The organism is Cedecea sp. B1(4) (assembly GCF_059414925.1).
In genome coordinates, this window is sequence record NZ_JCAHMZ010000002.1 from 498,515 (window position 1) to 520,829 (window position 22,315).

Sequence of the window (22,315 nt, forward strand, 5' to 3'; positions counted from 1 at the left end):
GCTTTTTAATACAGGAATGATAAATGAAACGTGTCCTAATGATTTTGGCCAATGGCGTAGAGCCGCTGGAGGTTGCCGCCTTTACCGATATTCTAGGTTGGGCAGATTTGATTGGTGATGAGCCGGTAAAATTGACTCACGCGGGTCTGCGGCATGGGATCACCACCACATTTGGCCTCAAAGTGAGTATCGACACTCTGCTGTCTGAGCTCAATCTTGACGAGTACGATGCGTTAGCGCTCCCCGGGGGTTTTGGGCCAGCGGGTTTTTATGATGAGTCGCTTAGTGAGCCTTACCTGAGGGCGATTAGGCACTTCGATGCGGCGGGAAAGATCATTGCCAGCGTCTGTGTCTCTTCAATTTCATTGGGCATGGCGGGCATATTAGTGGGCAGGAATGCGACCGTTTATCACAAAGTGGGCGGGATGCGGAAGCAGCAACTCACCGATACCGGGGCGAACTTCGTGGATAAACCTGTCGTTATCGACGGGAACATAATTACCTCCACCGGCCCGGGTACGGCGGCCGAAGTCGCATTCTGGCTACTGGCACGACTAACCAGCCCGGAAAACAGTCTGAATATCCGCCAAGGAATGCGCTTTGATTTACCGGGCAAAGCCTGGCTGGAAACGCCTCAGGTAGAAGAGTAATTGGCTGGGATGATGAGACAGTGTTTTTTAAGACCATTGTGTTATCTCATCGTCCGGTTTACATACCGTCGTTTTCGATCAGCCTTTGCGGGTAAAGTGAGCCAGCGCCTCGCGCAGACGCGGGCTGGCGAAATCCAGAAAACGACGCATTTTTAGCGGCATGGGGCTATACGCGGCGTGGAGTAAATGGACCGGAAATGCAGGCAACTCATAGTCTGTCAGCACCAGCGATAATTCTCCCGATTCAAGCGCATCGAATGCCTGGTAGTGAAGCAGGCGAGCCAGGCCGATGCCGTCAACTGCTGCATCCACAAGCGCGGCCGCCGAGGTCTTCAGCCTGAAAGCAAGGGGCAGCTCTATCGGATAGCCTTTGTGGGCGTCAACGAAGCGCCAGTCCGAGGTCAGATTGATATCATTGGTGGAGATGCAGGGCATCTGGATCAGATCCTGTGGCGTTTGCGGCACCCCGTGAGAGGCCAGGTATTCGGGACTGCCACAGACGACGGCCCGCACAGACCCCACGCCAATAGCCACCATCCCGCTGTCAGGCAGATGCCCTATGCGAACAACCATATCGATTTGCTCGTCGATCAGATCCAGATTGCGATCGCTCAATATCAAGCGGACATTAATTTCTGAGTAGATTTTCAGGAATTCAGTGACGATAGGCAGCACATAACGCCGCCCGAAAAGCTCCGGGGCGGAGAGGACCAGATCTCCCCTGGGTTCGACAAACTCGCCGGCAGCGATACGTTCTGCGTCGGCAATTTGCTCCAGAATATTTTTAATCGAGGCTACATAGGTTGCCCCTGCATCAGTCAGGCTTATCTTACGCGTGCTGCGCGTTAATAGCTGAGTCCCGATATAACGTTCAAGATCCGCCACGTTGCGGCTTACCGTCTGCACCGGTACGCGTAGCGCCCGTCCTGCGGCCGAAAAGCTTCCTGTTTCCACGGTGGTTAAAAGCATTTTCATTGCATCAATTCGGTCCATTTTCTCTGCCTTATGATGAGCGTCGTTGATTCAAACCCCGAATGGTGAGTTTTATAAACCATGGCCGCTTAGTGGTATCTTCCCATTTTCATTGAAAATCATTCTCACAGGCAAGGGATTATCACGATTATTGTTGATATGTATAGTGACTCTCCGGCCTGAGAGCGTACCTGTACGCATTCTTCGGACCTCAGGTGACAATCACTTTTAACCAGGTAGAAGAGATGAACTTTAATAAATATTTCACTGCGATGTGTACGGTGGCGCTGATCAATTATGGCGTGGGCGCGACGACGGCTAACGCGGCGACAGAGAATGTGGTGAGCACAAAAAAAGAATTGGCGAACCCGGTACACTATCGCTACGCGAAAGTGGGGGAGGTTAATCTCTTTTACAGAGAAGCGGGTAATCCTGCGAATCCGACCATTATTTTACTGCACGGATTCCCGACATCTTCTTTCATGTACCGCAATTTAATTCCTATGCTGTCTAAGCGTTATCACGTAATAGCTCCGGATCTGCCAGGTTTTGGGCTGACTGAAAGTCCTCCCCGTGGACAATACGACTACACCTTTGAACATCTCTCGAACACCATAGATCTGTTTACGCAGAAGCTGGGTTTAAAAACCTATGCGCTGCAAGTCTTCGATTACGGTGCACCCGTGGGCTGGCGCCTGGCCGTTAAGCATCCGGAACGGATCACGGCCATTATTTCGCAAAACGGCAATGCCTATGTTGAAGGTCTAAGCCAGGGCTGGGCGCCGGTGCAGAAGTATTGGGAAGATCCGTCTGAAAGCAACCGCAATGCGCTTCGGGCCACGCTGCAGGGCGGTGCCATCAAAGAGCAATATGTGCATGGTACTCAGGACTCAAGCCTCATCCCACCTGAGACCTGGCTGATGGATACCGCACACGTTTCTGAGCCGGCGAATGCAGAAATCCAGCTGGATCTGTTCCGTGATTATAAGACTAACGTCGATATGTACCCGCAGCTGCAACAGTATTTCCGCGATAAGCAGCCGCCGATGCTCGCCGTATGGGGTAAAAACGACCCTATCTTTGTTCCGGCCGGTGCAGAAGCCTTTAAGCGGGATTTAAAACATGTTGATGTCCGGTTCTTTGACACCGGACACTTCGCCCTCGAAACGCATCTGGACGAAATCGGCAAGGATATTGTTGAATTCCTCGACAGCCACGTAAAACGCAATTAAGCGCTTTTCTAATAAAGACCTCTTTATTACAACTTCGGTTTTAAATAGAGAGGTCTGTTATTGCCAGACATACTCTAACCGTAACTTAATGGAAAGAGTTCGGTCTGATGGGGCGGCAAGCCCTGCGCTCCTGAAGTGGACGTGCCAGGAGACATTAACCCTGGCGATATTTTCGCTGAAAATTTCTTTCCATACCTGGCCTCAGGATAATAATTGAATGTTATCCTCCCGCAGGAAAAACTTGCCTGAAAAGCTCTCTCGTCAGGCACTGAGCGTTCATCTGTCACACCAAATCAAACCGTTGCAGGGGAGTATATAACTCATTATGCGAGTCATCCTGATTCGTCATGCAGAAACCGAATGGAATCAAATGGGTATTCTCCAGGGCCATATGGATAGCCCACTGACAGCCCGTGGTTTACGGGAAACGTCGGCCTTGCTTACGGCATTCACCGCGACTGACTGGGCAGTAGAATGTGTTTACACGTCGCCTCTGAGCCGGGCCAGAGATATGGCCCGGAGACTGGCGAAACATTTTCAGACTACCGTGGTTACCGAAGAAGCCCTCAAAGAGCAGGCCTTCGGTCGCTATGAAGGCGTGTCCATACGGGACTTAAAAACTGACAGTCCTGCTGTGGCGCAGGCATTATTCGCCGAAGATCCCGGGTTCTGCCCTCCGGGAGGGGAGTCACTGCTAAATGCGTCATTAAGGATTATTCATTTTTTGCAGGGGCTGCAAACTCTTGCCGCACAGAATACAGTGTGTCTGGTATCGCATGGCCATGTCTGCCAGGGGGTACTGGCTCTACTTTGTGAAGGGAAAATTGAGAATTTCGCACGGTATGCTCACCCCAACGCGAGTTACTCTGTTCTGGAAGTCACACAGGGGAAATGTGTCACGCGGCGGTGGGGGATCGCTACTCATCTGCTTAAGGTTGAGCGTTAGGTGTTCCGGATAGGCTGGATCTGGCGCGTTCAGGACTTTCCCCGTCGTTTTATATCAATCGGGTACGATACTCAGAGCTGAGAGTAACGGCATTAGCTTACTCTCAGCCGACTTCCGATCTTGCCTAACTTAAGTATTTAGGTCGATAACCTGGCGGCAATCAATCACCATTCTCCCTTTGGCATTTCCCTCCAGCAGTAGATGGGCGGCCTCAATGGCGGTGGACAGTGGCAGGGTGGTTGTTAACCCGGCAAGTTTGTCTGCCGTGAGGTATCGGCAGACTTTCCTCCAGATATCACTTCGCTGCGAACGGCCTGCCATTACGCTATCAATGCCATGTAATGTAATACCACGCAGGATAAAAGGAGCTACGCTCCCGATCATATCCAGCCCCTGAGCCATCCCGCAAGCTGCGACAGCTCCGCCATATTTAGTCCCCGCGCAGACATTAACCAGCGTATGGCTGCCCACTGTGTCAATAGCCGCCGCCCAGCGCTCTTTCTGCAACGGTTTGCCTGGCGTGGCTAGCTGTACGCGGGTAATAATTTCATCAGCCCCGAGTTTGGTTAAGAAACTGACGTTTTTCTCTGCCTGGCCAGTTGACGCAATAATGTCATACCCGAGTGATTTTAGGATAATGATTGCGTAACTACCCACGCCACCGCTTGCCCCAGTGACCAGTACCGGACCATCAGCCGGGCTAATACCGTGCTTTATCAGGGCATCAACACACAGCATTGCGGTAAAGCCGGCCGTTCCAATAGACATAACCTGATGGGAGGTACTGCCCTCGGGTAACGGCATAAGCCATTCACTGTTAACCCGGGCTTTCTGAGCAAGCCCTCCCCAATGTCGCTCGCCCACTCCCCAGCCCGTCAGCAACACAGCATCTCCTTTTTTAAAGGCGTTATTCGTGCAGCCAGATACGGTTCCCACTAAATCTATACCGGGAACCATGGGAAAATTTCTTACGACAGGTGAGCGCCCGGTAATAGCAAGAGCATCTTTATAATTTATTGAGGAATATTCCACATCGATCGTGATATCACCTGCTGGAAGGTCACTTTCACTTATCTCTTGATATTCCGTCAGATATTTATTTTCAGTATTTGAAATAACAACGGCTTTGAACATGCTCTACCTTGCGCCTAACTTATTTTCAACCGCGTTGATAAAATGTGCCAGATCCATCGGGGAGCGAGAGGTAATTAGATTGCCATCCACCACAACAGGCTCATCTATAAAAGTAACGCCTGCGTTTTCCAGGTCTGCTCTCATTGACCACCATGATGTGCCGTTTTTTCCACGCATTACGCCGGCATCAGATAAGACCCACGGTCCATGGCAAATCGCCGCGACTATTTTATCCGTCCGGGCAAACGCCTTAATAAGATTAAGCGCATCCTGATCTGCCCGAAGAATATCAGGATTCCACGTTCCACCAGGAACAATGACAGCATCGTAATCGGCGGCTTTGACCTCATCCAAATATTTGTCGATTTTAAGCCAGCCTCCGGGTTCGATAAATCGAATCGTCAGGATATGCGTCTCCCGTATGACGGGCATTTGTAAGCCATACCATTCCGGTGGCTGGGGTTTTCGGGGGGAAACAATGTCTACATTAACCCCCTGCGAGCGAAGAGCATGCACAATCGTTGTTATTTCAATTTCTTCAACGCCATCTGTAGCCACTACAGCCGCTGATTTTCCTGCAAACCGGGATGAAACATACGGCTTAATCCAGATATCTTTTATTGCCTGATTTTCCGGGGCGTTGAGTAGCTGCGCATTTGAAATCCGGGGGTATGCCGGAGAGGCTTCTGCAGCCAGAAGTCCGCCAAGTTCTGAATGTAATGTCATGAATGTTAGCTCCTCAAGAGAATATTTTGTATGGCTGTTATCTGTTAATTCGACCCGAAACAACAATCTTACGAATTGACAGAACGATCGTCAGGTTCAACCTTCGCCTGTTCTAAGCGTAATCAAAAATAGATTATGAGCACAATCTATTTTTTAATGGTGATAAGCGTTGTCCATTCAACAAATTGTTTTTGTTTGCTTTTTTTATTTTATGGTTAGGGTGTGTTTGAAAAAACGCGGTATGCACCGGTCTAAAGGGAGATGAAACGCATTCAGTTCCGCAGGGGGAAAGTCGCTATCCTGCCAGCCCCATCTCTGAAGCAGTTTCAGCCTCTTTACACTAAAAAAGCAAAAAAATAGATTACAACAAACATCTATTGATTTATGTTGGTCATCATGTATTTTGAATGCAAGTGGCCAGGCAGTTCATCAATCAGGTTGCCAGCCCCGGATCCTTAACCGCATTTCAGTGAGAAATATCATGAGTTTAAAAGACAAAAGAGTTGATCAACCTGACTTTGGAACTGCCTCGTCAGGGAACATGTTAAGGAGAGTAGTATGCCATTAGTCAGAATTGATTTAGCCGCTGATATCAGTCCAGAAACGGCTGCGACGCTCGGGGACGTGGTTTACCATGCGATGGTAAGCACCGCTAGCGTACCCGAGCACGATAAGTTTCAGATAATCAGCCGTCATGCAAAAGATGAACTTGTTTATCCTGCCGCAGGGTATCTGGGGATCGATTATACCCCTAAAATCGTCTTCATTCAGGTAACCTGGAATACGGGGCGAACCATTGAGGTGAAAAAAGCCTTCTACAAAGCTATTGCAGAAAACATCCACGCGAAAACTGGGTTGCGTAAAGAAGATATATGGATCAGCCTCGTCGAAGTTAATCGAGAAGACTGGTCGTTTGGCAACGGTGAAATGCAGTACGCCCCCAAAGACTGACCGCAACAATTTGAATGAGGCCGGGATCATTCTCAGCCTCATTCTGCGCATTTTCGGCCATTAAGCCGACGTATCGCTCCCGAGAAAGGTTCGGACTGTATGTAATATTTCTTCTGAAAGCGGGGTCTTACCCGCCGCGCGAGCCAGCGTCATGGCCCCCACCATAAGAGCATATTCTACCAGCGCTTTTTGCCTCTGCTCTGCCTTGCTTTCTGCCGAGCTGTCATGCTCGATCGTCGACATGTAAGTTTCTATCAACGCATTCATCCCTTGCAAATATGTTTGGTGAATGGCTGATTCCACATCCTCACGTGCCATCTCGCCAGAAAAAGCGATCACCGGACAGGTATCGTTATTCTTTTCTAGTTTGCAGGGCGCCAGGTAGTGATTGACGATGGCATTACGGGCATCATGCTTGTCCGGATAAGCGGTAGCAGTCTGACGCCATATGGCTTTGGATTGTTCAAATGCCTCAGCGCAAGCCTCTTCGGCGAGAGCTTCCTTCGAGGAGAAATGACCATAGAATCCACCGTGCGTTAACCCCGACGCCTTCATCACTTCAGCAAGAGTCACGCTGTGAATACCGCGCTCACGAAACAGTTTTGTGGCGGTTTGGGTGATTTTTATTTTGTTTAGCCGGGCCTGGGCTTGCGACACTCTTGGCATGATGTGCATACTCTAAAAAATAAAGTATGTCTATCATATATAACTTTAACAGCGATGTCCTGAGTATTTACCCGCGCGTTAATAAAGCATCGGCCTATCCCGCAGACTAAAAACCTCCGAACTTCAATGCGTTTGAACTTCCGCCGCCAAAGCGGCTTGCGCTCTACCCAAAATCCATAATACTGTATATATAAACAGTGATCTTATTGGCGGTATCATGAAGCTTCTCAAACCTGCGGCATATTGCCCTGATTCTTCCTTGCCCCTCTTTGGCGACCTGGTGCAGTGCGGGTTTCCGTCACCGGCCGTTTTCCCATCTGATTATTATTGTCAATATGCATCTAAGTATTAAAAAAATCTCAATAAATCATTATGATATTTTATTTATTAGAATGAGTTAAATGGGTTTTTATGTTGACAATTATCAAAGCTTGAAACCAAGCTAAATGAAGCCATAAACATTAAGGCATGTCTGTAAGCATGCCGATAAACCGGATCACTTACTTTTAGAGATTTTGCAACATACTGATTATGTCCCAGGAGGAGAGCACCATGCGTAAGACCCGAATGACTTAACACTAAATAATAGCAGCCCTCAACTCCGTTTAAGTTGGACGTACCGTCAGGTGTGTGTTGTGAGGCCACCATATCTGAAGCCAGCTATTATAGCTGGAAAGAAAATTATGGCAGGATGGAAGCGACTGATATTAAAAAAAACCTTGCGGATGAGAATCGTCGTCTGGAAAGTTGCGCGTTAAAAGATGTTATCGAAAAAATTTTTAAAACCAGCGATAAAGTGTGAACTCGTCAATTATCTGAAAGAGATATGCTCGATGAGTGTAAGCTAGGTATGTAGGGCGTTGTCGCTGAGCGGGCTAGTATATTTTTATCGTCCAGATAACGGACGTGATGAACCGGCGTTCCCATCGTAGTTGAGCGCCATCCTTGTTATGGGCTTAATAAACTAATTCAGGTGCTATGCAGACAGTGTCATACATGGACTCATAAGTGAGTTTACTGCCTGTTAAAACTAAATTATCGCCGTAAGGGAAAGCAACGTCTGCCTGTGTGCAACTCGGCACTGTTTGAAGCACTTAACGATAACTGATCGATAAACTTTATTCTCTCAAGCGACAATTTTCATTATTGCTGCCAACTATCGTGGGCGGCCTGCATTGATAACCACAAAGGTGCTGCGATTCCCAGCCCCACTTCTAGGCGAAAAGCTATTTCAGAATTAATGGAAATCTTACCTGAGACTACTTTATTGAGTACATTTATCGATAGATCCAGTTCTCTAGCTAGACAGAGCAAACATATATTATTATCTTCAATATATTCAGTAATTAGACCGCCAGGGTGAGGCGGATTAAATATTCCCATAATGATAGCCTCCGGGATTGAAAGTGCGTTTGCCACCTATCATAACTCGGCTATTATACGCTAATTTGTCCTTACCGCTATCTTTTCGTGTCTACGCGTCGCGGCGATGTGTGGAATTGATAAGAGGATCCGAAAGTCATAGAAATTGGAAGTTAGTGTAACAAAGAAGAGTGTCGTTATCTCACATCATTGACAATGGCACCATATCATTTATTTAACTGAATTAAATATTTCTGATTAACTTCATCTCAGACACATACACTCAATATTCATTTCTTCACAGAGTGAATATTTTCTGAAGGAGAGACCATGCTGAGCCAATTGACTCTGTGCATTTACAAAAAACTCATTAAGGCGCTGAAAATCCGCACCCGCCACGAAATCACCTACGTGAACGCGCTGGTTGAGCTCGACGCTCTGAACAGCCTGCGTGGCCTATACGGATACGGAGCTCTGTGATCATGATGCTCTCACCGGAAGAAAAACAGAAGCGGCAACATCCAGATCGCGCCGTCTGCCATAAGGACGAAGACCGATATGGTTTCACACACATTGCCACCCAGCTAGCACTCGCCATTCAGGGGATAGGCCGGGAAGGTAGTGCAGTGATCGGTATCGAAGGAGCCTGGGGAACAGGGAAGACTAGTCTGCTCAATCTGCTGCGCATTGCGCTGGAGGAACAGCAGGAAGACCGAACTTATGTGCTGAATATTTCCCCCTGGCTCGACGGCAGTGATACCCCTCTGGTTGCATCTTTACTGCTGCCGGTCGCGGGCCTTATTGCCGCGGAAGAAGAACGTCGGCTTACAGATGAGGAACTGGTGGAACTCAAACAGAATGAAGCGCTGACCCGTACCGCCCGGACGGTAATGGACTACACCCGGGCAACCGCCAGGAACCTGTTGCCTCTCGCTCAGATTGCCAGTGTTATTCCCGGTGTTCCCGACACTAGTGGCGCCCTGAAAGCCCTGTCAGAGTCGCGCTGGCTGAAAGAAAAAGAAAAAACCGCGGCAGAAATGCGCGCCGAGATTGCACAGAAAATCACAGAGCTGGATCTGAGCTTCATTGTTCTGCTGGATGATCTTGACCGCCTCGAACCAGCTCAGGCCGTGGAGGTGATCCGGTTGGTGAAATCGGTAGCTGATTTTCCCCGCTTCCGGTACTTGCTCTGTTATGACAAATCAGTGTTGTCACAGGCTATCAGCCAGGGGCTGGGGGTCGCAGACGGCGGCCTGTATTTACAGAAAATTGTACAGATCTCATTCGGCCTCCCACGCCCAGAATCCTTTGTGTTGCGTCGGGAATTTCGTGATGCGGCAGCTGAGTTATACCTTGCGGTGAATGACCAGCGGCCAGGGACTGACGTGATGGATGACTTGGCAAAAGTTGCTGATGTTTATGGTGCAGCGCTGAAAACGCCCCGGGAAGTGCAGCTAGTCCTCAATGCCCTAAGGTTTCGTTATGCAAGCATGCGGGACTATGTGTATTTCCCGGATTTGTGCTTCCTGCAGCTGCTCCGCACGACGAATTCAGGCCTCTATGACTGGGTGGAGGAATACCTGTCTGAACGGGCCGTGGTGGAAGCCGGAGATGGCCATGTCAGTGAAGATGAACAAAAAGTCCTGGCCGACAGCCTTAAGGCTAACTTGAAGCAGTATTTTCCTGCAGAAGCGCATTCTGTTTATGTCTTGGGCCGCTGGGTGCCGGGGATCTCAGGCGGGCTGGCAAACCTTCCCTTCAGTTTGTTCGGAGTGACAGGTGCACAGCAAAGTGCCATGATGACTGCGGGTAAGCGGCTGGGTAGCCAGGCATACTGGCGCTACTACTTTGCCTTCTCCGCCCCCCAAAATGTTCTGTCACCGGAGGTTTTCGGGGAACTCTTCGGGAGCGCCGCCCAGCCTGAAAAGCAGCAGGAACTCGCGGAACGCCTGCTCGGGTATATCCAGAGTAAACAGTTATCCTCTCAGACGTGGTTTGAACACATTCTGGCCCAACTGACATCCCCCCTGATTGATACCCGAACTCCGGCAGAGTGTCGTGGTCTTCTGGCATTCTTCTTTGACTACGGCGATAACATGCTGGAACGCTACCGGGCTGACAACGAATGGTTTGCGCTGCATGACCTAGATACCTACAGCGTAGCTGATCGGCTCATCCAACGGATGCTACAGGAGTCCCCTGAAGATATGATTGTCTTTCTGACAGAAAAGGTTAACAACGGCCAAGCTTGGTACTGGATCGCAGAATATGTTCGTCATCTGCTCTGGCAGCACGGGATTGTGGGAAATAGTACCTTCAATCAGCAGGAAGCATGGATGGAACGCGATAATGTAGACGCAATTCGAAAGGCCCTTGCAGACCGGCTGAACAGTCCAGAGGTCACCGACAAGCTGGGAGGTTTTGCTTTGCTGAACGCCTACATCTGGGCATGGCGGGATATCAGCGGAAGTGAAGTCTTACAGAAATGGATAAAGCGCCAGACCCTAGATGATGGCGCTTTTCTGCGGCTACTACTACAGCTCCGGTATCTTGGCACCAGTTCGGTGGATGGGCGCTATCGTGCGCTGAACCTAGCAGACCTGACAGAATTTCTTGGGGATAGTGAAGTGATCACTGAACGTATCACCCGGATCAGAGAGTCTGGTCATTTCGCGGAGCTCGTTGATCAGGTCGAGCAGTCTGTCAGGAGAAACCATTTTTAGCCGGATTGATGACACGTCTGAGAGCTTGTTTATTTCAACACTTCGAACTAAGGCCCCGGCGGGGCCTTTTCCATAGGATCACCGGATATCCTTAATAGCACTTACGACACTAGTAAATTATATTTTTATGAGAATCCAACGACATAAGCGAGCGTGCTTACATTGCGGCAGGAGTGCCTGAACGAAAACTGGTTCATGTTCTCGGTGGATACACCGTGCAAAATCGAGGCTGGACGCATACACTATAACGAGAGACGCCCTCATTCTACGCGGGGATGGATGACGTCGTACGAATTTGCTGAAATTCTGCCGGTTACCAAAATATGTAGCCAATATGAGGCCGGTTATCCTTGGTTATGACAGGAGCATTTTCTATGTCAGTGTCAATAAGGGCTATCAGTGATTTTGGTGATGGAACCAAAGACAATAGTTTCCTATGCGACTGCTTTTGTAACTGTGGCAATAATCATAAGTGATTACTTAATTCGTAGCCATATATGTGCTTGACGTTATTCCCTCTATCAAATCAAGCAGAATGAGGTATCTTGATGAGTCAGGTGTCTTCAAACAATTATCCTCAAGGTATAATAGCTAAAGGCCACATCGAAAAAGATTTTAAATTCAACAAGCTATCGGGTAGCGCTTTGGGGATGATTCAAGCTCAGCTTCCCCATCTCCCTCTATCCCAACGCCGAAGTGCAAATCGCGCTTTGTTTTACTTTGAATGCTTTTTGTGGCTAACCCATCATTCTCCCATAGCAACAGTTCTAGATCTTCAAAATTGCATCTTCCGGGATATTCAGCGTCTTTTCTATGGAGCTCTTTACTCAAACAGCTTTTTATCTGCTGAGATTAAGTACTCCAGCAGAAAGAAGATTGCTCAGTGTTTTTTTAAGTTGCTCAATAAGCTGTCCGAATCTTTTCCTGTCAATGTTTTTGTATATTCAGACCTTACAGATGATCAAACAAAACAATGTATTATACAATTTGAGGAGATGTATATTGATCCTCGGCGCGTATCAAGGCTAGCAGGATGGCATGTTGTCGATCGAAATTCAGGTTCATATCGATTAAAGATGAGAGCGATATTCGACGTTTTGGGACATGATTTTACCACAGCCCTCTATCAAGAAAGCCGGAGACACGCTTTAACTCAAAGTCATTATGGCAATTACGCAAATATAGTCTCTCGACTAGATGATTTTCTGTATCTGTACGACAAAGATTCGAAGGACAGACCTCCACTATGCCCAGAACTATTTCAAGAGCCAATATTTGTTTATCAGTTTTTCTGGAACTTCCAGCGCTGGCATTTTGAAAGTTACGCCAAAAGGAACCAAAATCAGCCAAAAGGGCGAGTCCTTGCAAATCTTCAGCGTCAATGGATAAGAATCATTTCTTGGGCGAAAAATGTTCTTATCAACAGCAGACTCATGCAACCACCGCCAGGAGATGTATGGCCTGAGGGAAGCAAAAAACTCACCCGGCCTCTTTACGAAATCGGCCATCATAGGTATGCCGATGGTAACGCGCTTGTATCCCAGAAACTTCTGACTCAGATTCCGCTGTCAGCCAGTGACAAAGAGGCGACTGAACTTCTTTTCAAGAAAATTAAAGGTGATTTTAACAAAGTTGTTCTATGGGCTCGGAATCAAATCGATCTCATTAATTATCGGTTAGGCACGGTTTTATCAGCCTGCGAAAAAGGAGAATTGATAAAGCAAAAGGTGCGAATATCCTCTAAATCATTCGGCCAGCCTCACATGGTGATGAACTGCCTTATCAAAACAATAGTTGAGAGCCATAGAGGATTTATAGTTATTGATCACTCTATGCGTGCCCGTTTGGTGGGTGCTACGGGAAGCAGTTTCTCAACAATGGCGTTAGCCGAGAGGCTGGTATTACCAACTAAATATATGATTGCTCCTATCGCTATTTGGCTCGTAGCGCAGCATCCCATTCTGACCGACGCATCTCTGCTTGGATGTGAGCTTTTCGACCGAAATGGCAAACGAAGTGGTTTTGTCTCGACCGACTCAGGGTCTGTGCTTGTAGTAAAGAAAAATCGCAAAGGAAGTCAGCAGGAGGTTGTATTAAGCTCGGAAGCAATCGCTGTCGTTGAGCTGCTTATCCAAATTACAACCCCTCTCAGAAACTACCTTAAAAAGAAAAACGATGATGGGTGGCGGCGGCTATTTATTGTCGCAGGTGGTCAAGGTTTTCAGGAGCCCTATGTTTTTACAAACCAAATTAGTTTCGCCAAGATTCTGAGGCAAAAAGAATTTGTTCAAGCTCACTCTGCTAAGTTAGGGGAATTAATCAGCACATTGTCACTCGCTAGGATACGTGCAACGGCAGGAGTTATCGTTTACCTCAACACACTCAGTATCGACAAAATGGCCGAATCACTTGGTAATTCGAAACGCGTGGCTATGAATCATTACCTGCCGCCCACTATCATGCAATTTTTCCAAGAACGTTGGGTTCGAATATTCCAAAATGCTGTGATTGTCTATGCTATGAAGGATTCCCATTTTTTGCTCAAAGCGACTGATTTCGACAGCATGACTGAACTTAATAAGTTCCTTGAAAAATATGCTCTTCGGGCGCTCCCTGAGGTAACAGAACCACTTAATCATTCCGCTGAACCAGAATTAGGTGCATCCGGCTCAGAGATTATAATCTCTCTTGATGAAGAGATTCTTAGAATACTTATCTCTCTCAGGCTGGCAGTTGAAAATGCTGGCCCATGTGCTTCGGGGGCAGCCATATATTGGAGTGAGTTCATTATAAGAGTTGAGTCTCATATTGAATCTCATAATTTCCCCGATCCATACCTCCGTAGCTGTCTGGTTAAGGCCAGAAGGGGAGCAAACCCTCAACAATTTGAGAGTCTGGTCTATGTCTGATAATAACCAATTTCCTCATGAACTAGACTTTATTATGGCCCCTTTTGATTCCTGCTTTGATTTGTTCCGCAGTGCTGAATGGTTCAATTCAAAATTTGATGAACCAATATGGGTCACCCACATTGGCCGAAATGGCAAGAGAGATACTGTTATTGATTTCAGAGTTAGGCTGGATGATGGTTTATTACTCACACATCCAAAACATCGGGGTCTCCTAGAGTCCATAAAATCTTACTTATGCCTTTCCTCCCATTCGCTGACGGCTAGAGGTATCCAGCTTTCCCCAAGCACAATAGAGCGCAGAGTTTATACAACTATCGGTATTATCGACTACTTCCTACTGCGAGCCGAGCGCTTTCAATTAGCATCTCATGGATTCAAATTAATAACGTCTCATAACATAACTGAGTTCATGGCAGTGTTGGCTAGTAGCCAATATCTGAAGAATAACATTTATGCAGCTCGTGAAGAGCTTCGGGATTTCCTTCGTCTCAAGATCCATCAAGTCACAGAACAGCAGATAAAGAGCGTTATATCTAAGGTCCCTGGTATCGCTTTTTTGGATAATTCAGATGAGTACAGTCTTGGTTTGTGTAAATCGGAGATTATTACAGCACGGATTTTCCTGTGGATTAATGGAAACTATAAGCGCGTACAGATTAAAGCGGGTAGTGATGGGCATTCATTTTTTATGCACCAGGTTTCTCCGAATAGCATTTATTCTGAGATTTACCATGAGCGAACTTTAGTAACACCTAAATTTAGAGGTCTGTCCTTGGACGAACTGCACTTCAGCCCATCTGAGAAAACTTTTCGGGAATACCCCATGGTTTCGTCTATGGTTCTTATTGACGATCCACTGCCTTCTGAAAATGGGATTGATACTTACCTGCAAGGGTTGAAGCGAATGGAGTTTCTCAAGCTTAATGGGCTGGACCATATTAGTCATCATTCGCTTTCAGCTCTGAATAACAAATCTTTTATTCGGCAGTTGGAGATGAAAACTAAAGGACGCTATCGATCTTTGCCTCTGGAAGTCATATTGTCATCATTTAGGAATGCAGTTGAGTTCTATTTTGATGTGGGCCAATTACTCATCGACGGCTATGTTGTATTGGCACAAGAGGCTGATTCACGCGAGTGTGCGCTCACGGATTTAAGTTCGACTGATATAGAACGGCTCATCCCCCAAAAGCTGAGAGATATTGGAGTAAAGGTCTGGGATCTCTCCGCAGATTTTCGTGGCAGGGAGCGGGGTGGAGGAAGTGTTATTTTCTTTAAACGCTTTAGGACGAATGAAGGGTTGCTTCAGTTAATCGAGGTGCTATATGGAGCTATCTGGATAATACTTGCTGCTCTTAGTGCCCGGCGTTCAGGAGAGATAAGAGATCTTATGGCAAGTACCTGCTTGGTTAAAAAAAATCATGGTTATTACTTGCAGTTCGCCTTACGAAAACGAAATTTCGGCAAGTTTCGAGAACAAGTCCTTCGCCCCATTCCTAATATCGCAGCTCTTTGTATCCAGAGTTTAAAAGATCTGCATCTAAATTTATCATTGCTTAGTTCTGCTAGAGTTTCAGATCGGCTTTTCAGTAAACCTCGGTGTCGCGAGGTTGGTCTGGCCGAGATGAGTTTGGTAGATGCGACAAAAGTACTGAATCGCTTCTCTGATTATTTTGAAACACAACTAAGCTCTGATGGACGGCGCTATTACATTCGCACTCACCAGATGAGACGTTTCTTCGCTATGACTTTTTTTTGGAACGGTGGTTTTGGCGGTCTGGATACTCTGCGGTGGTTTTTAGGCCATACAAACCTTGAACACGTTTATCACTACATCACTGAGACTGTACCAGGCGAAGTATTGCGGAGAGTCAGTGCCGAATATGCATCTGAAGCATTGGTCTCAGGGCAGAGTAATTCAAAGAGTCTCGGGGCGCTTTTAGAAGAGCGCTATGGGATTTCATCTTTTTCAATCATGCAATCAGATGAAGTTGCTGATTATATTGAAGACCTAATCATTGAGGGAATATTAAATATCGAGCCAATCTTCTACGATACTCCTGATGGAAATCGTTATGAAATTCTCTTTAAAATAATGGGCGATAAATCATGAAGAAAAAATCACCTCAAACGAACTCTCCGCTGGATATTAACAACCGCTCTGTGCTTGCTCGTATTAAATACCTTGAGTCGATTATTCAGACACCTAGTATGTATCATGAAAGCACAGATATTTTAATCGCATTGAAGAGCCAAGGTGGCCTTGCAAAGCTATCGATAAGCGAATCGTTAATTTATCCTATGTCGCTTAATACGCTTAAAAACAGGGCGAATGACCTTCTTCCTGGAGGGTTTTCTGTATTTGATAACCTGAGACATTTGGCCTCTAAAGCCATTCACGATTCCCGTACAGCCAAGATAGCAAAGCCTTCCTCAGTGACTAAGCAGGCTCTTAAAGCTAAGGTTAAGTCTCAAGATAAGACAATCACCCAACTCCGGGATGAAATTGCATTGGTAACGAATATTCTCAGGGAGTCGATCATTCTCGCTGAGCAATTTGCCGAAAAATGCCATGACCCGACAGAGCTGAGCCTTTTCAAAAAACGCCGCAGAGAGCTACTTTCAATGCTCTCTATAAGCAAACAGTCTTTGACATCCTCGCATGAGGCTCAATCCCTTGAATAACAATGAGAAACTGTATCATCTAACAAGCAACGTGTTACGGTTACCTTTCGGGGTTGATCGTAACAGTCATGTCTTGAGTGTTAAAGCGGATAACATTCCTCTCCTCTTTTGGCCTGATGGTAGAGCTTGTACAGAAGGTAATCTATATCTGCTGTATTGTTTTGAACGCGGACTGTCCCGTAAGGAAGACGGTGGCACGCTCACACAATATGCCAAACTTCTATCACCTCTTATTCGCTTTTGCTTTAATAATAACCATAGCTTTATTGAGCTTACTGACTCTCTTTTCTCATTGTTCATCAGAACACTTCAGGGGGAAATGGACCCAAGAAAACCGGGGCAGCGAAAACGGCAGGGAGCTCACGTAGCAAACATTGGCAGGATCTGCCTTGGCTTTTTGGATTACGTTGGAGAACTCTATCTTGAACCATTCTTCATCGGGGCTACGGGCACGATCAGAGCTGAGATCAAAGAAGTCAAGCTAGTCAACCAAGGAAAGCAGGTTACCCGTACCTATTGGTATCACCATTCTTTTCCTCATCCCGAGCCTCAAACACGGCGTTTACCTATCAGCTCAAGGAATATCGCAAAGCTCATTGAGGCCATCCCACATGTGAGCAGGACGACTTATCAGCGGAGAAGACGCTTCATCCTGGTCAAGCTTTTGGAAATTACAGGGGCAAGGCGAATTGAAATCGCAAACATCAGAGTCGAAGATATTTATAATGCAAAGTTGATGAAGCAAGAGCCGCTCCTGAAGGTCTTCACAGCCAAACGGTCAGGAGGGAGGGAGGAGTACAGATACTTACCTATTTCTAAAATAGATCTTGAACTAGTCGTAAACTTCATCGAAAAATTCAGGAACAGGATCATTAAGAAAACAGTGGGCTCCAAAGAGGATTTAGGCTATTTACTGATCTCTGAAACAACTGGGCTAAGACTCACACCTGAGACTCTGACGAATGAATTACTGTTGCTTGCTAAAACAGCAAAAATTGAAGAGCAAGCATGTGCACATATGTTCCGCCACAGATTCATCACCAAGCTTTTTGTAGCATTGATTGAACAGCATGAATATGAGAATCGGGACGAGTTCCGTCGTGCATTATTGGATGGTGAGATGCTTAAAAGGAAAGTCCAGGAGTTCACTGGGCATACATCAATCAGCAGCCTTGAGCCCTATATACATTTGGCATTCGAGGAAGTGACAAATTTTGGGGCCACTTTGGATTTAATTAAAGCAAGGCTAGTTGTTGAATCTTTACAGTCCAATATCAAGGACGTTGTATTTGAACTCAGTCAAGGCAGAAGTCCCTCTGAACTTGCTTTTCTATTAAGTGATTACGTTAATACGGCTTTAGAAGAATTGAGTAGCTTCTCAACTATTATCGAACGATGATGAGCTACTTGTTTGGGGACTCAATTCGACTGTTAGTTTCAAGCAGGTAACCGTAAGTACAGTCAAGTGGCCAATGTCTTCATTGTGACTATGACCCCGAATATGCTCCATTCATAATCAAGAATTCTATTTCTGAATGGAGCAGGATTTTGGGTCAGGGTCAAAGTTTTGGTTAAGCTTGATCGCTTTGATAGGTAACTTTGAGAGAAAAGAAGATATTTTTCTTCGCCCTCTACTTTGTCCATTCTTTTTTCAATAATGCATAGATGTAGGTGTCATCATACCTTTCTTGGCCATTTTCATTTACAAATGAAATAAACTCTTTAAAGCAGCCTTCACGTCGCATACGCAGACGCTCACAGAGCTTTTGAGAGGCCCGATTATAATCCTCAACCCAGGCATACAAACGCCTTGCACCTCTTGTATTAAATAAGTAATCAAACAATGCAATGACTGATTCTGTCGCATATCCCTGACCTTCATAGCGTTGATTAAAATGCCAGCCAACAGACCAGGTATTGTTGTCCGGTTCGTTGTTATTGTCCGCAAAAAGATTTCCGATTAACGTATCGGTTTCTTTTAGACAGACGGCAAACTGTGTTGGGTCAGCGGCTCGTTTAGTCACCTCGACCTTCGCCTCAGCTAATGAATGTAACTTTTCATCCTTAAAGCAAGGAGTACGTGGGGAAGAGAGATAGTCGAAAAGCGAGGCCGAATCCTTTTCCTTAAAAGGACGAATAGTTAATCTTTGGGTGATAATCATGTTCATAATGTCCTCGACGATGAAATACCAGCCAGGTAATAAGCATGCTTTTTACTGGCTGGAACATGTGGCAGATATTAGCCGTTCCGACTATTTCCCGGCCTGTTTTTTCGCGTACTAGTAAATCGGGTAATTACCACAAAAAATACCGGTACAAAAAAAATAGCCAGTAGAGTTCCGCTAATCATCCCCCCGAATACACCGGTGCCAATAGCGTGCTGCGTGCTGTCGCTGGCTCCACTGGCGAGCATCAGTGGAACAACGCCTAATGTGAAAGCCAGAGAAGTCATCAGTATTGGTCGTAGGCGTTGCTTTGCAGCGGCCAATGTCGCATCAATAAGGCTCATTCCTTCTTTCATCAATTGTCTCGCAAACTCGATAATCAGAATCGCATTTTTGGCGGAAAGACCAATCAGGGTGATCAGGCCCACTTTGAAAAAGACGTCATTCATCATATTCGCAACGGATACAGCCAGCACAGCACCGAGTAGTCCCAAAGGAACAACAAGCATGACTGCGAAAGGAACAGACCAACTCTCGTAAAGTGCAGCTAGGACCATGAATACAACCAGTACCGAGAGCACAATAAGACCGGGAAGCTGTGATGCGGATTCCTTTTCTTGTAACGAACTTCCCGCCCACTCACCGGCGAACCCCGGTGGTAAGTGTTTAGCCAGCTTGTCCATTGCCGCCATTGCGGTTCCCGATGATTTTCCCTGTGCGGCACCTCCGGTTATGCGTATGGCAGGATATCCCTGATAGCGTATCAGTTGCTGTGGTGCAACACTCCACGAAAGCGTCACAAAAGTGGATAACGGAAGCATTTGCCCCAGACGGTTTTTGACAGACAAAGCCAAAAGTTGTTCTGGTTGCATCCGGTATTGCGCATCTGCCTGGACGATAACCTGCTGAACACGACCATTATTGGTATAGTCATTAACATAATTGGAACCTGCTGCAACGGAAATGGTTTGATTTATCTCATCAAACGACACACCCATGGCCTCTGCTTTTTCTCTGTCGATATGCAGGGCAAGCCTTGTCCCCTCACCAAGTCCATCAATATAGACATCGGCAAGTTGAGAATTATGATTTGCCCGCACGATAAGCTCATCGGCCGCCTTCTTGAGTGCCTGATAGCCTTTCCCGCCTCTGTCCTGTAAATAGTAAGTGAACCCTGATGAGGTTCCCATATCAGAAATGGCCGGAGGCAGCAGACTCATCGTCACGGCGTCCGGCACGTTTGCCATTCGGGACTGAATATTGTCGGCTTCCTCCTGCGCCGTGGTTCCTTTGCGTTTCTTCCAGTCCTTGAGGGTGGTGAATGCCATGGCCGAGTTCTGACCTGAGCCAGAAAAACCGAATCCCAGGATCATGATGTTACTTTCTACCGCCTTCCTGTGGGCGATCTCCTCCTCAAATGTATCGACGACCTTAAGCGTCCGCTGCATTGTGGCATCAGAGGGAAGCTGGATTGAGGACATAAAATAGCCCTGGTCTTCATCGGGTAAAAACGATGAAGGTAAGGAAGACAGACCGGCAAACAATGCCAAACATAATGCAGAGTAGATCATCATCATACGACCGGTACGCTTCAGAACAAAACCCAGACCAGTGGCGTAAAACGAAGTCAGACGATGGAAGTGAGCGTTAAACCATGCTGAAAATGCACTTTTTTTACCCTGACGACTATCATGAGGCTTGAGCAGCGTTGCACAAAGCGCAGGGGTTAACGTCAGCGCTAGGAATGCCGACAGTAAAATGGATATCGCCATCGAAATGCTGAACTGTCGATAAATAATACCCACGGATCCGCTGGCAAAAGCCATAGGTATAAATACCGCAGTGAGTACCAGCGTAATGCCAATGATGGCCGGAGTAATTTCACGCATCGCTACTCGCGTCGCTTCCTTCGGAGACATTTTTTGGTCTTCCATCAGTCGTTCGACGTTCTCTACCACAACAATCGCATCGTCAACAATAATCCCGATGGCCAGCACCATTCCAAACATGGTTAAAATATTGATGGAATAACCGCTTAATAGCATTACGGTAAAAGTACCGAGCAGCGCCACAGGTGCTACAATCGCAGGAATAAGTGTGCAACGTATCTTGTGAAGGAAAAGCAGCATAACGAAAAAGACCAGAACCATGGCTTCAACAAATGTTTCAACCACCTTCAGTATCGATAGCTTAACGAATGGAGCCGTATCGAAAGGCACGGTGAATGTCATTCCATCAGGAAGTACACCGGACAGTTCTGTTAACCGCGCACGGATACCCGATGCGGTGCTAATCGCATTTGCACCAGGAGACAGTTGAATGGCGGCTGCCGTTGCTGGCACGCCATTTTCACGGATCCCAAATGCGTAACTTTGTAATCCGGACTCTACGCGGGCAACGTCTGCCAGCGTCACCCGGGCGGCGGAGACCTGTGATTTAATCGTGATATTGCGAAATTCTTCAACAGAAGATAGTTGTCCTTTTACCGTTATTGGATAGGTCACCCCTTGACCGTTCGTCGCGGGTTCATCTCCGGTTCTGCCCGGTGAAACAATCACGTTCTGTTGACTGATGGCACTTAATACATCCGTAACAGAGAGCCCATAGCTATGTAATTTCATCGGGTCAAGCCATATGCGGAGCGCCTTTTCTCCTCCAAAAAGCTGGACTTTACCTACACCCGGTACGCGCCGGAGTTCATCAGTAATATTCCTGGCAAAATAATCGCTTAAGTCAGCTTCCTGATAGTCTCCTTTTTGAGATTTTAATCCCACCATCATTAAAAACCCGGAATTAGCTGCCTCAACATTTATCCCATTTTGTCTTACCGACTGAGGCAGGCGAGACTCCACAATCTTAATTTGGTTTTGCAGATCCATCTGGGCGAGTTTGATGTCGGTTCCGGGTTTGAAGGTTACGGTAATTGACGCCATCCCCGTCGTGTCGCTGGAAGATTCAAAATAAAGTAAATTGTCAACACTCGCAATTTCACGCTCGATCAGAGACACAACGGATGTGTTCATAACATCTGGACTAGCGCCAGGGTAACTCACGGAAATAATAATACCTGGTGGCGCAACAGCAGGATATTGTGCAACCGGCAAACGAGGAATAGACAATACTCCTGTCAGAACAATAAACAGGGCGATAACCCATGCAAAAATGGGGCGCTCAATAAAAAAATGCGGCAT

Annotated in this window: 18 protein-coding genes and 1 pseudogene; 12 read left to right on the top strand and 7 right to left on the bottom strand. The window is 46.8% G+C overall.

From position 1 onward, the window contains the following. Positions 1 to 23: 23 nt before the first annotated feature. Positions 24 to 650 (top strand): DJ-1/PfpI family protein, encoded by a 627-nt coding sequence (locus ACR6JA_RS05785; RefSeq protein WP_494493037.1) that lies wholly within the window; start codon positions 24 to 26, stop codon positions 648 to 650. A 78-nt stretch (positions 651 to 728) separates the two neighbouring features. On the opposite strand, the gene ACR6JA_RS05790 is transcribed toward ACR6JA_RS05785, so the two are convergent. Then, positions 729 to 1,643, bottom strand: coding sequence for a LysR family transcriptional regulator (locus ACR6JA_RS05790; protein WP_494493038.1), 915 nt, complete (start codon positions 1,641 to 1,643; stop codon positions 729 to 731). A 251-nt stretch (positions 1,644 to 1,894) separates the two neighbouring features. On the opposite strand from ACR6JA_RS05790, the gene ACR6JA_RS05795 reads away from it, so the two are divergent. Together ACR6JA_RS05795 and ACR6JA_RS05800 are read left to right on the top strand one after the other, a co-directional pair. Continuing rightward, the gene (locus tag ACR6JA_RS05795) at positions 1,895 to 2,854 is read left to right on the top strand and encodes an alpha/beta fold hydrolase (RefSeq protein ID WP_494493263.1); all 960 of its coding nucleotides are present in this window, start codon (positions 1,895 to 1,897) and stop codon (positions 2,852 to 2,854) included. Between the two features lie 325 nt (positions 2,855 to 3,179). Further along, positions 3,180 to 3,800: a histidine phosphatase family protein gene (locus tag ACR6JA_RS05800; RefSeq protein WP_494493039.1), complete on the top strand. Its 621-nt coding sequence runs from the start codon at positions 3,180 to 3,182 to the stop codon at positions 3,798 to 3,800. Positions 3,801 to 3,929: 129 nt separating this feature from the next. Here the strand turns inward: ACR6JA_RS05800 and acuI are convergent, their stop codons facing one another. Both acuI and ACR6JA_RS05810 read right to left on the bottom strand, forming a co-directional pair. Further along, complete coding sequence (gene acuI, locus ACR6JA_RS05805; RefSeq protein WP_494493040.1) at positions 3,930 to 4,934, bottom strand: acrylyl-CoA reductase (NADPH); 1,005 nt, start codon at positions 4,932 to 4,934, stop codon at positions 3,930 to 3,932. Between the two features lie 3 nt (positions 4,935 to 4,937). After that, complete coding sequence (locus ACR6JA_RS05810) at positions 4,938 to 5,660, bottom strand: DJ-1/PfpI/YhbO family deglycase/protease (RefSeq protein WP_494493041.1); 723 nt, start codon at positions 5,658 to 5,660, stop codon at positions 4,938 to 4,940. A gap of 558 nt (positions 5,661 to 6,218) precedes the next feature. On the opposite strand from ACR6JA_RS05810, the gene ACR6JA_RS05815 reads away from it, so the two are divergent. Next, positions 6,219 to 6,611, top strand: a complete 393-nt coding sequence (locus tag ACR6JA_RS05815; RefSeq protein WP_494493042.1) for a tautomerase family protein — start codon at positions 6,219 to 6,221, stop codon at positions 6,609 to 6,611. Positions 6,612 to 6,671: 60 nt separating this feature from the next. On the opposite strand, the gene ACR6JA_RS05820 is transcribed toward ACR6JA_RS05815, so the two are convergent. Then, complete coding sequence (locus ACR6JA_RS05820; protein WP_494493043.1) at positions 6,672 to 7,277, bottom strand: TetR/AcrR family transcriptional regulator; 606 nt, start codon at positions 7,275 to 7,277, stop codon at positions 6,672 to 6,674. Between the two features lie 628 nt (positions 7,278 to 7,905). On the opposite strand from ACR6JA_RS05820, the pseudogene ACR6JA_RS05825 reads away from it, so the two are divergent. After that, positions 7,906 to 8,382 (top strand): annotated as a pseudogene (locus ACR6JA_RS05825) (transposase); the annotation flags it as partial. A 38-nt stretch (positions 8,383 to 8,420) separates the two neighbouring features. Here ACR6JA_RS05825 and ACR6JA_RS05830 read toward each other — a convergent pair. Continuing rightward, positions 8,421 to 8,660, bottom strand: coding sequence for a HigA family addiction module antitoxin (locus tag ACR6JA_RS05830; RefSeq protein ID WP_126355930.1), 240 nt, complete (start codon positions 8,658 to 8,660; stop codon positions 8,421 to 8,423). A 309-nt stretch (positions 8,661 to 8,969) separates the two neighbouring features. Here ACR6JA_RS05830 and ACR6JA_RS05835 point away from each other — a divergent pair, with 309 nt between their 5' ends. The 7 genes from ACR6JA_RS05835 (at position 8,970) to ACR6JA_RS05865 (ending at position 18,358) form a co-directional block, all read left to right on the top strand. Further along, complete coding sequence (locus tag ACR6JA_RS05835) at positions 8,970 to 9,119, top strand: hypothetical protein (RefSeq protein WP_494493044.1); 150 nt, start codon at positions 8,970 to 8,972, stop codon at positions 9,117 to 9,119. Positions 9,120 to 9,121: 2 nt separating this feature from the next. After that, on the top strand, positions 9,122 to 11,362 hold the full coding sequence (locus ACR6JA_RS05840; RefSeq protein ID WP_494493045.1) for a KAP family P-loop NTPase fold protein: 2,241 nt from the start codon (positions 9,122 to 9,124) through the stop codon (positions 11,360 to 11,362). A gap of 153 nt (positions 11,363 to 11,515) precedes the next feature. Next, positions 11,516 to 11,722: an integrase core domain-containing protein gene (locus ACR6JA_RS05845; protein WP_494493046.1), complete on the top strand. Its 207-nt coding sequence runs from the start codon at positions 11,516 to 11,518 to the stop codon at positions 11,720 to 11,722. 188 nt (positions 11,723 to 11,910) lie between these two features. Further along, positions 11,911 to 14,271 carry a hypothetical protein gene (locus ACR6JA_RS05850; protein ID WP_494493047.1) on the top strand — a complete coding sequence of 787 codons (2,361 nt, stop codon included), beginning with the start codon at positions 11,911 to 11,913 and terminating at the stop codon, positions 14,269 to 14,271. Next, positions 14,264 to 16,387, top strand: a complete 2,124-nt coding sequence (locus tag ACR6JA_RS05855) for a site-specific integrase (protein ID WP_494493048.1) — start codon at positions 14,264 to 14,266, stop codon at positions 16,385 to 16,387. Before ACR6JA_RS05850 ends, ACR6JA_RS05855 begins: the two co-directional genes overlap by 8 nt. Further along, positions 16,384 to 16,959, top strand: a complete 576-nt coding sequence (locus ACR6JA_RS05860) for a hypothetical protein (RefSeq protein ID WP_494493049.1) — start codon at positions 16,384 to 16,386, stop codon at positions 16,957 to 16,959. Before ACR6JA_RS05855 ends, ACR6JA_RS05860 begins: the two co-directional genes overlap by 4 nt. Continuing rightward, positions 16,952 to 18,358: a tyrosine-type recombinase/integrase gene (locus tag ACR6JA_RS05865; RefSeq protein ID WP_494493050.1), complete on the top strand. Its 1,407-nt coding sequence runs from the start codon at positions 16,952 to 16,954 to the stop codon at positions 18,356 to 18,358. Before ACR6JA_RS05860 ends, ACR6JA_RS05865 begins: the two co-directional genes overlap by 8 nt. A gap of 232 nt (positions 18,359 to 18,590) precedes the next feature. Here ACR6JA_RS05865 and ACR6JA_RS05870 read toward each other — a convergent pair whose 3' ends face one another. Together ACR6JA_RS05870 and kexD are read right to left on the bottom strand one after the other, a co-directional pair. Beyond that, the gene (locus ACR6JA_RS05870) at positions 18,591 to 19,127 is read right to left on the bottom strand and encodes a GNAT family N-acetyltransferase (protein ID WP_494493051.1); all 537 of its coding nucleotides are present in this window, start codon (positions 19,125 to 19,127) and stop codon (positions 18,591 to 18,593) included. Positions 19,128 to 19,198: 71 nt separating this feature from the next. Further along, positions 19,199 to 22,315, bottom strand: coding sequence for a multidrug efflux RND transporter permease subunit KexD (gene kexD / locus ACR6JA_RS05875; protein WP_494493052.1), 3,117 nt, complete (start codon positions 22,313 to 22,315; stop codon positions 19,199 to 19,201).

Excerpts from the sequence above, each read along its gene's own strand:
- ACR6JA_RS05835 (WP_494493044.1), top strand. The coding sequence starts at position 8,970 with ATGCTGAGCCAATTGACTCTGTGCATTTACAAAAAACTCATTAAGGCG.
- ACR6JA_RS05795 (WP_494493263.1), top strand. The coding sequence starts at position 1,895 with ATGTGTACGGTGGCGCTGATCAATTATGGCGTGGGCGCGACGACGGCT.
- acuI (WP_494493040.1), bottom strand. The coding sequence starts at position 4,934 with ATGTTCAAAGCCGTTGTTATTTCAAATACTGAAAATAAATATCTGACG.
- ACR6JA_RS05830 (WP_126355930.1), bottom strand. The coding sequence starts at position 8,660 with ATGGGAATATTTAATCCGCCTCACCCTGGCGGTCTAATTACTGAATAT.
- ACR6JA_RS05850 (WP_494493047.1), top strand. The coding sequence starts at position 11,911 with ATGAGTCAGGTGTCTTCAAACAATTATCCTCAAGGTATAATAGCTAAA.
- ACR6JA_RS05800 (WP_494493039.1), top strand. The coding sequence starts at position 3,180 with ATGCGAGTCATCCTGATTCGTCATGCAGAAACCGAATGGAATCAAATG.
- ACR6JA_RS05870 (WP_494493051.1), bottom strand. The coding sequence starts at position 19,127 with ATGAACATGATTATCACCCAAAGATTAACTATTCGTCCTTTTAAGGAA.
- ACR6JA_RS05855 (WP_494493048.1), top strand. The coding sequence starts at position 14,264 with ATGTCTGATAATAACCAATTTCCTCATGAACTAGACTTTATTATGGCC.
- ACR6JA_RS05810 (WP_494493041.1), bottom strand. The coding sequence starts at position 5,660 with ATGACATTACATTCAGAACTTGGCGGACTTCTGGCTGCAGAAGCCTCT.
- ACR6JA_RS05785 (WP_494493037.1), top strand. The coding sequence starts at position 24 with ATGAAACGTGTCCTAATGATTTTGGCCAATGGCGTAGAGCCGCTGGAG.
- ACR6JA_RS05790 (WP_494493038.1), bottom strand. The coding sequence starts at position 1,643 with ATGGACCGAATTGATGCAATGAAAATGCTTTTAACCACCGTGGAAACA.
- ACR6JA_RS05860 (WP_494493049.1), top strand. The coding sequence starts at position 16,384 with ATGAAGAAAAAATCACCTCAAACGAACTCTCCGCTGGATATTAACAAC.
- ACR6JA_RS05820 (WP_494493043.1), bottom strand. The coding sequence starts at position 7,277 with ATGCCAAGAGTGTCGCAAGCCCAGGCCCGGCTAAACAAAATAAAAATC.
- ACR6JA_RS05840 (WP_494493045.1), top strand. The coding sequence starts at position 9,122 with ATGATGCTCTCACCGGAAGAAAAACAGAAGCGGCAACATCCAGATCGC.
- ACR6JA_RS05815 (WP_494493042.1), top strand. The coding sequence starts at position 6,219 with ATGCCATTAGTCAGAATTGATTTAGCCGCTGATATCAGTCCAGAAACG.
- kexD (WP_494493052.1), bottom strand. The coding sequence starts at position 22,315 with ATGCCGCATTTTTTTATTGAGCGCCCCATTTTTGCATGGGTTATCGCC.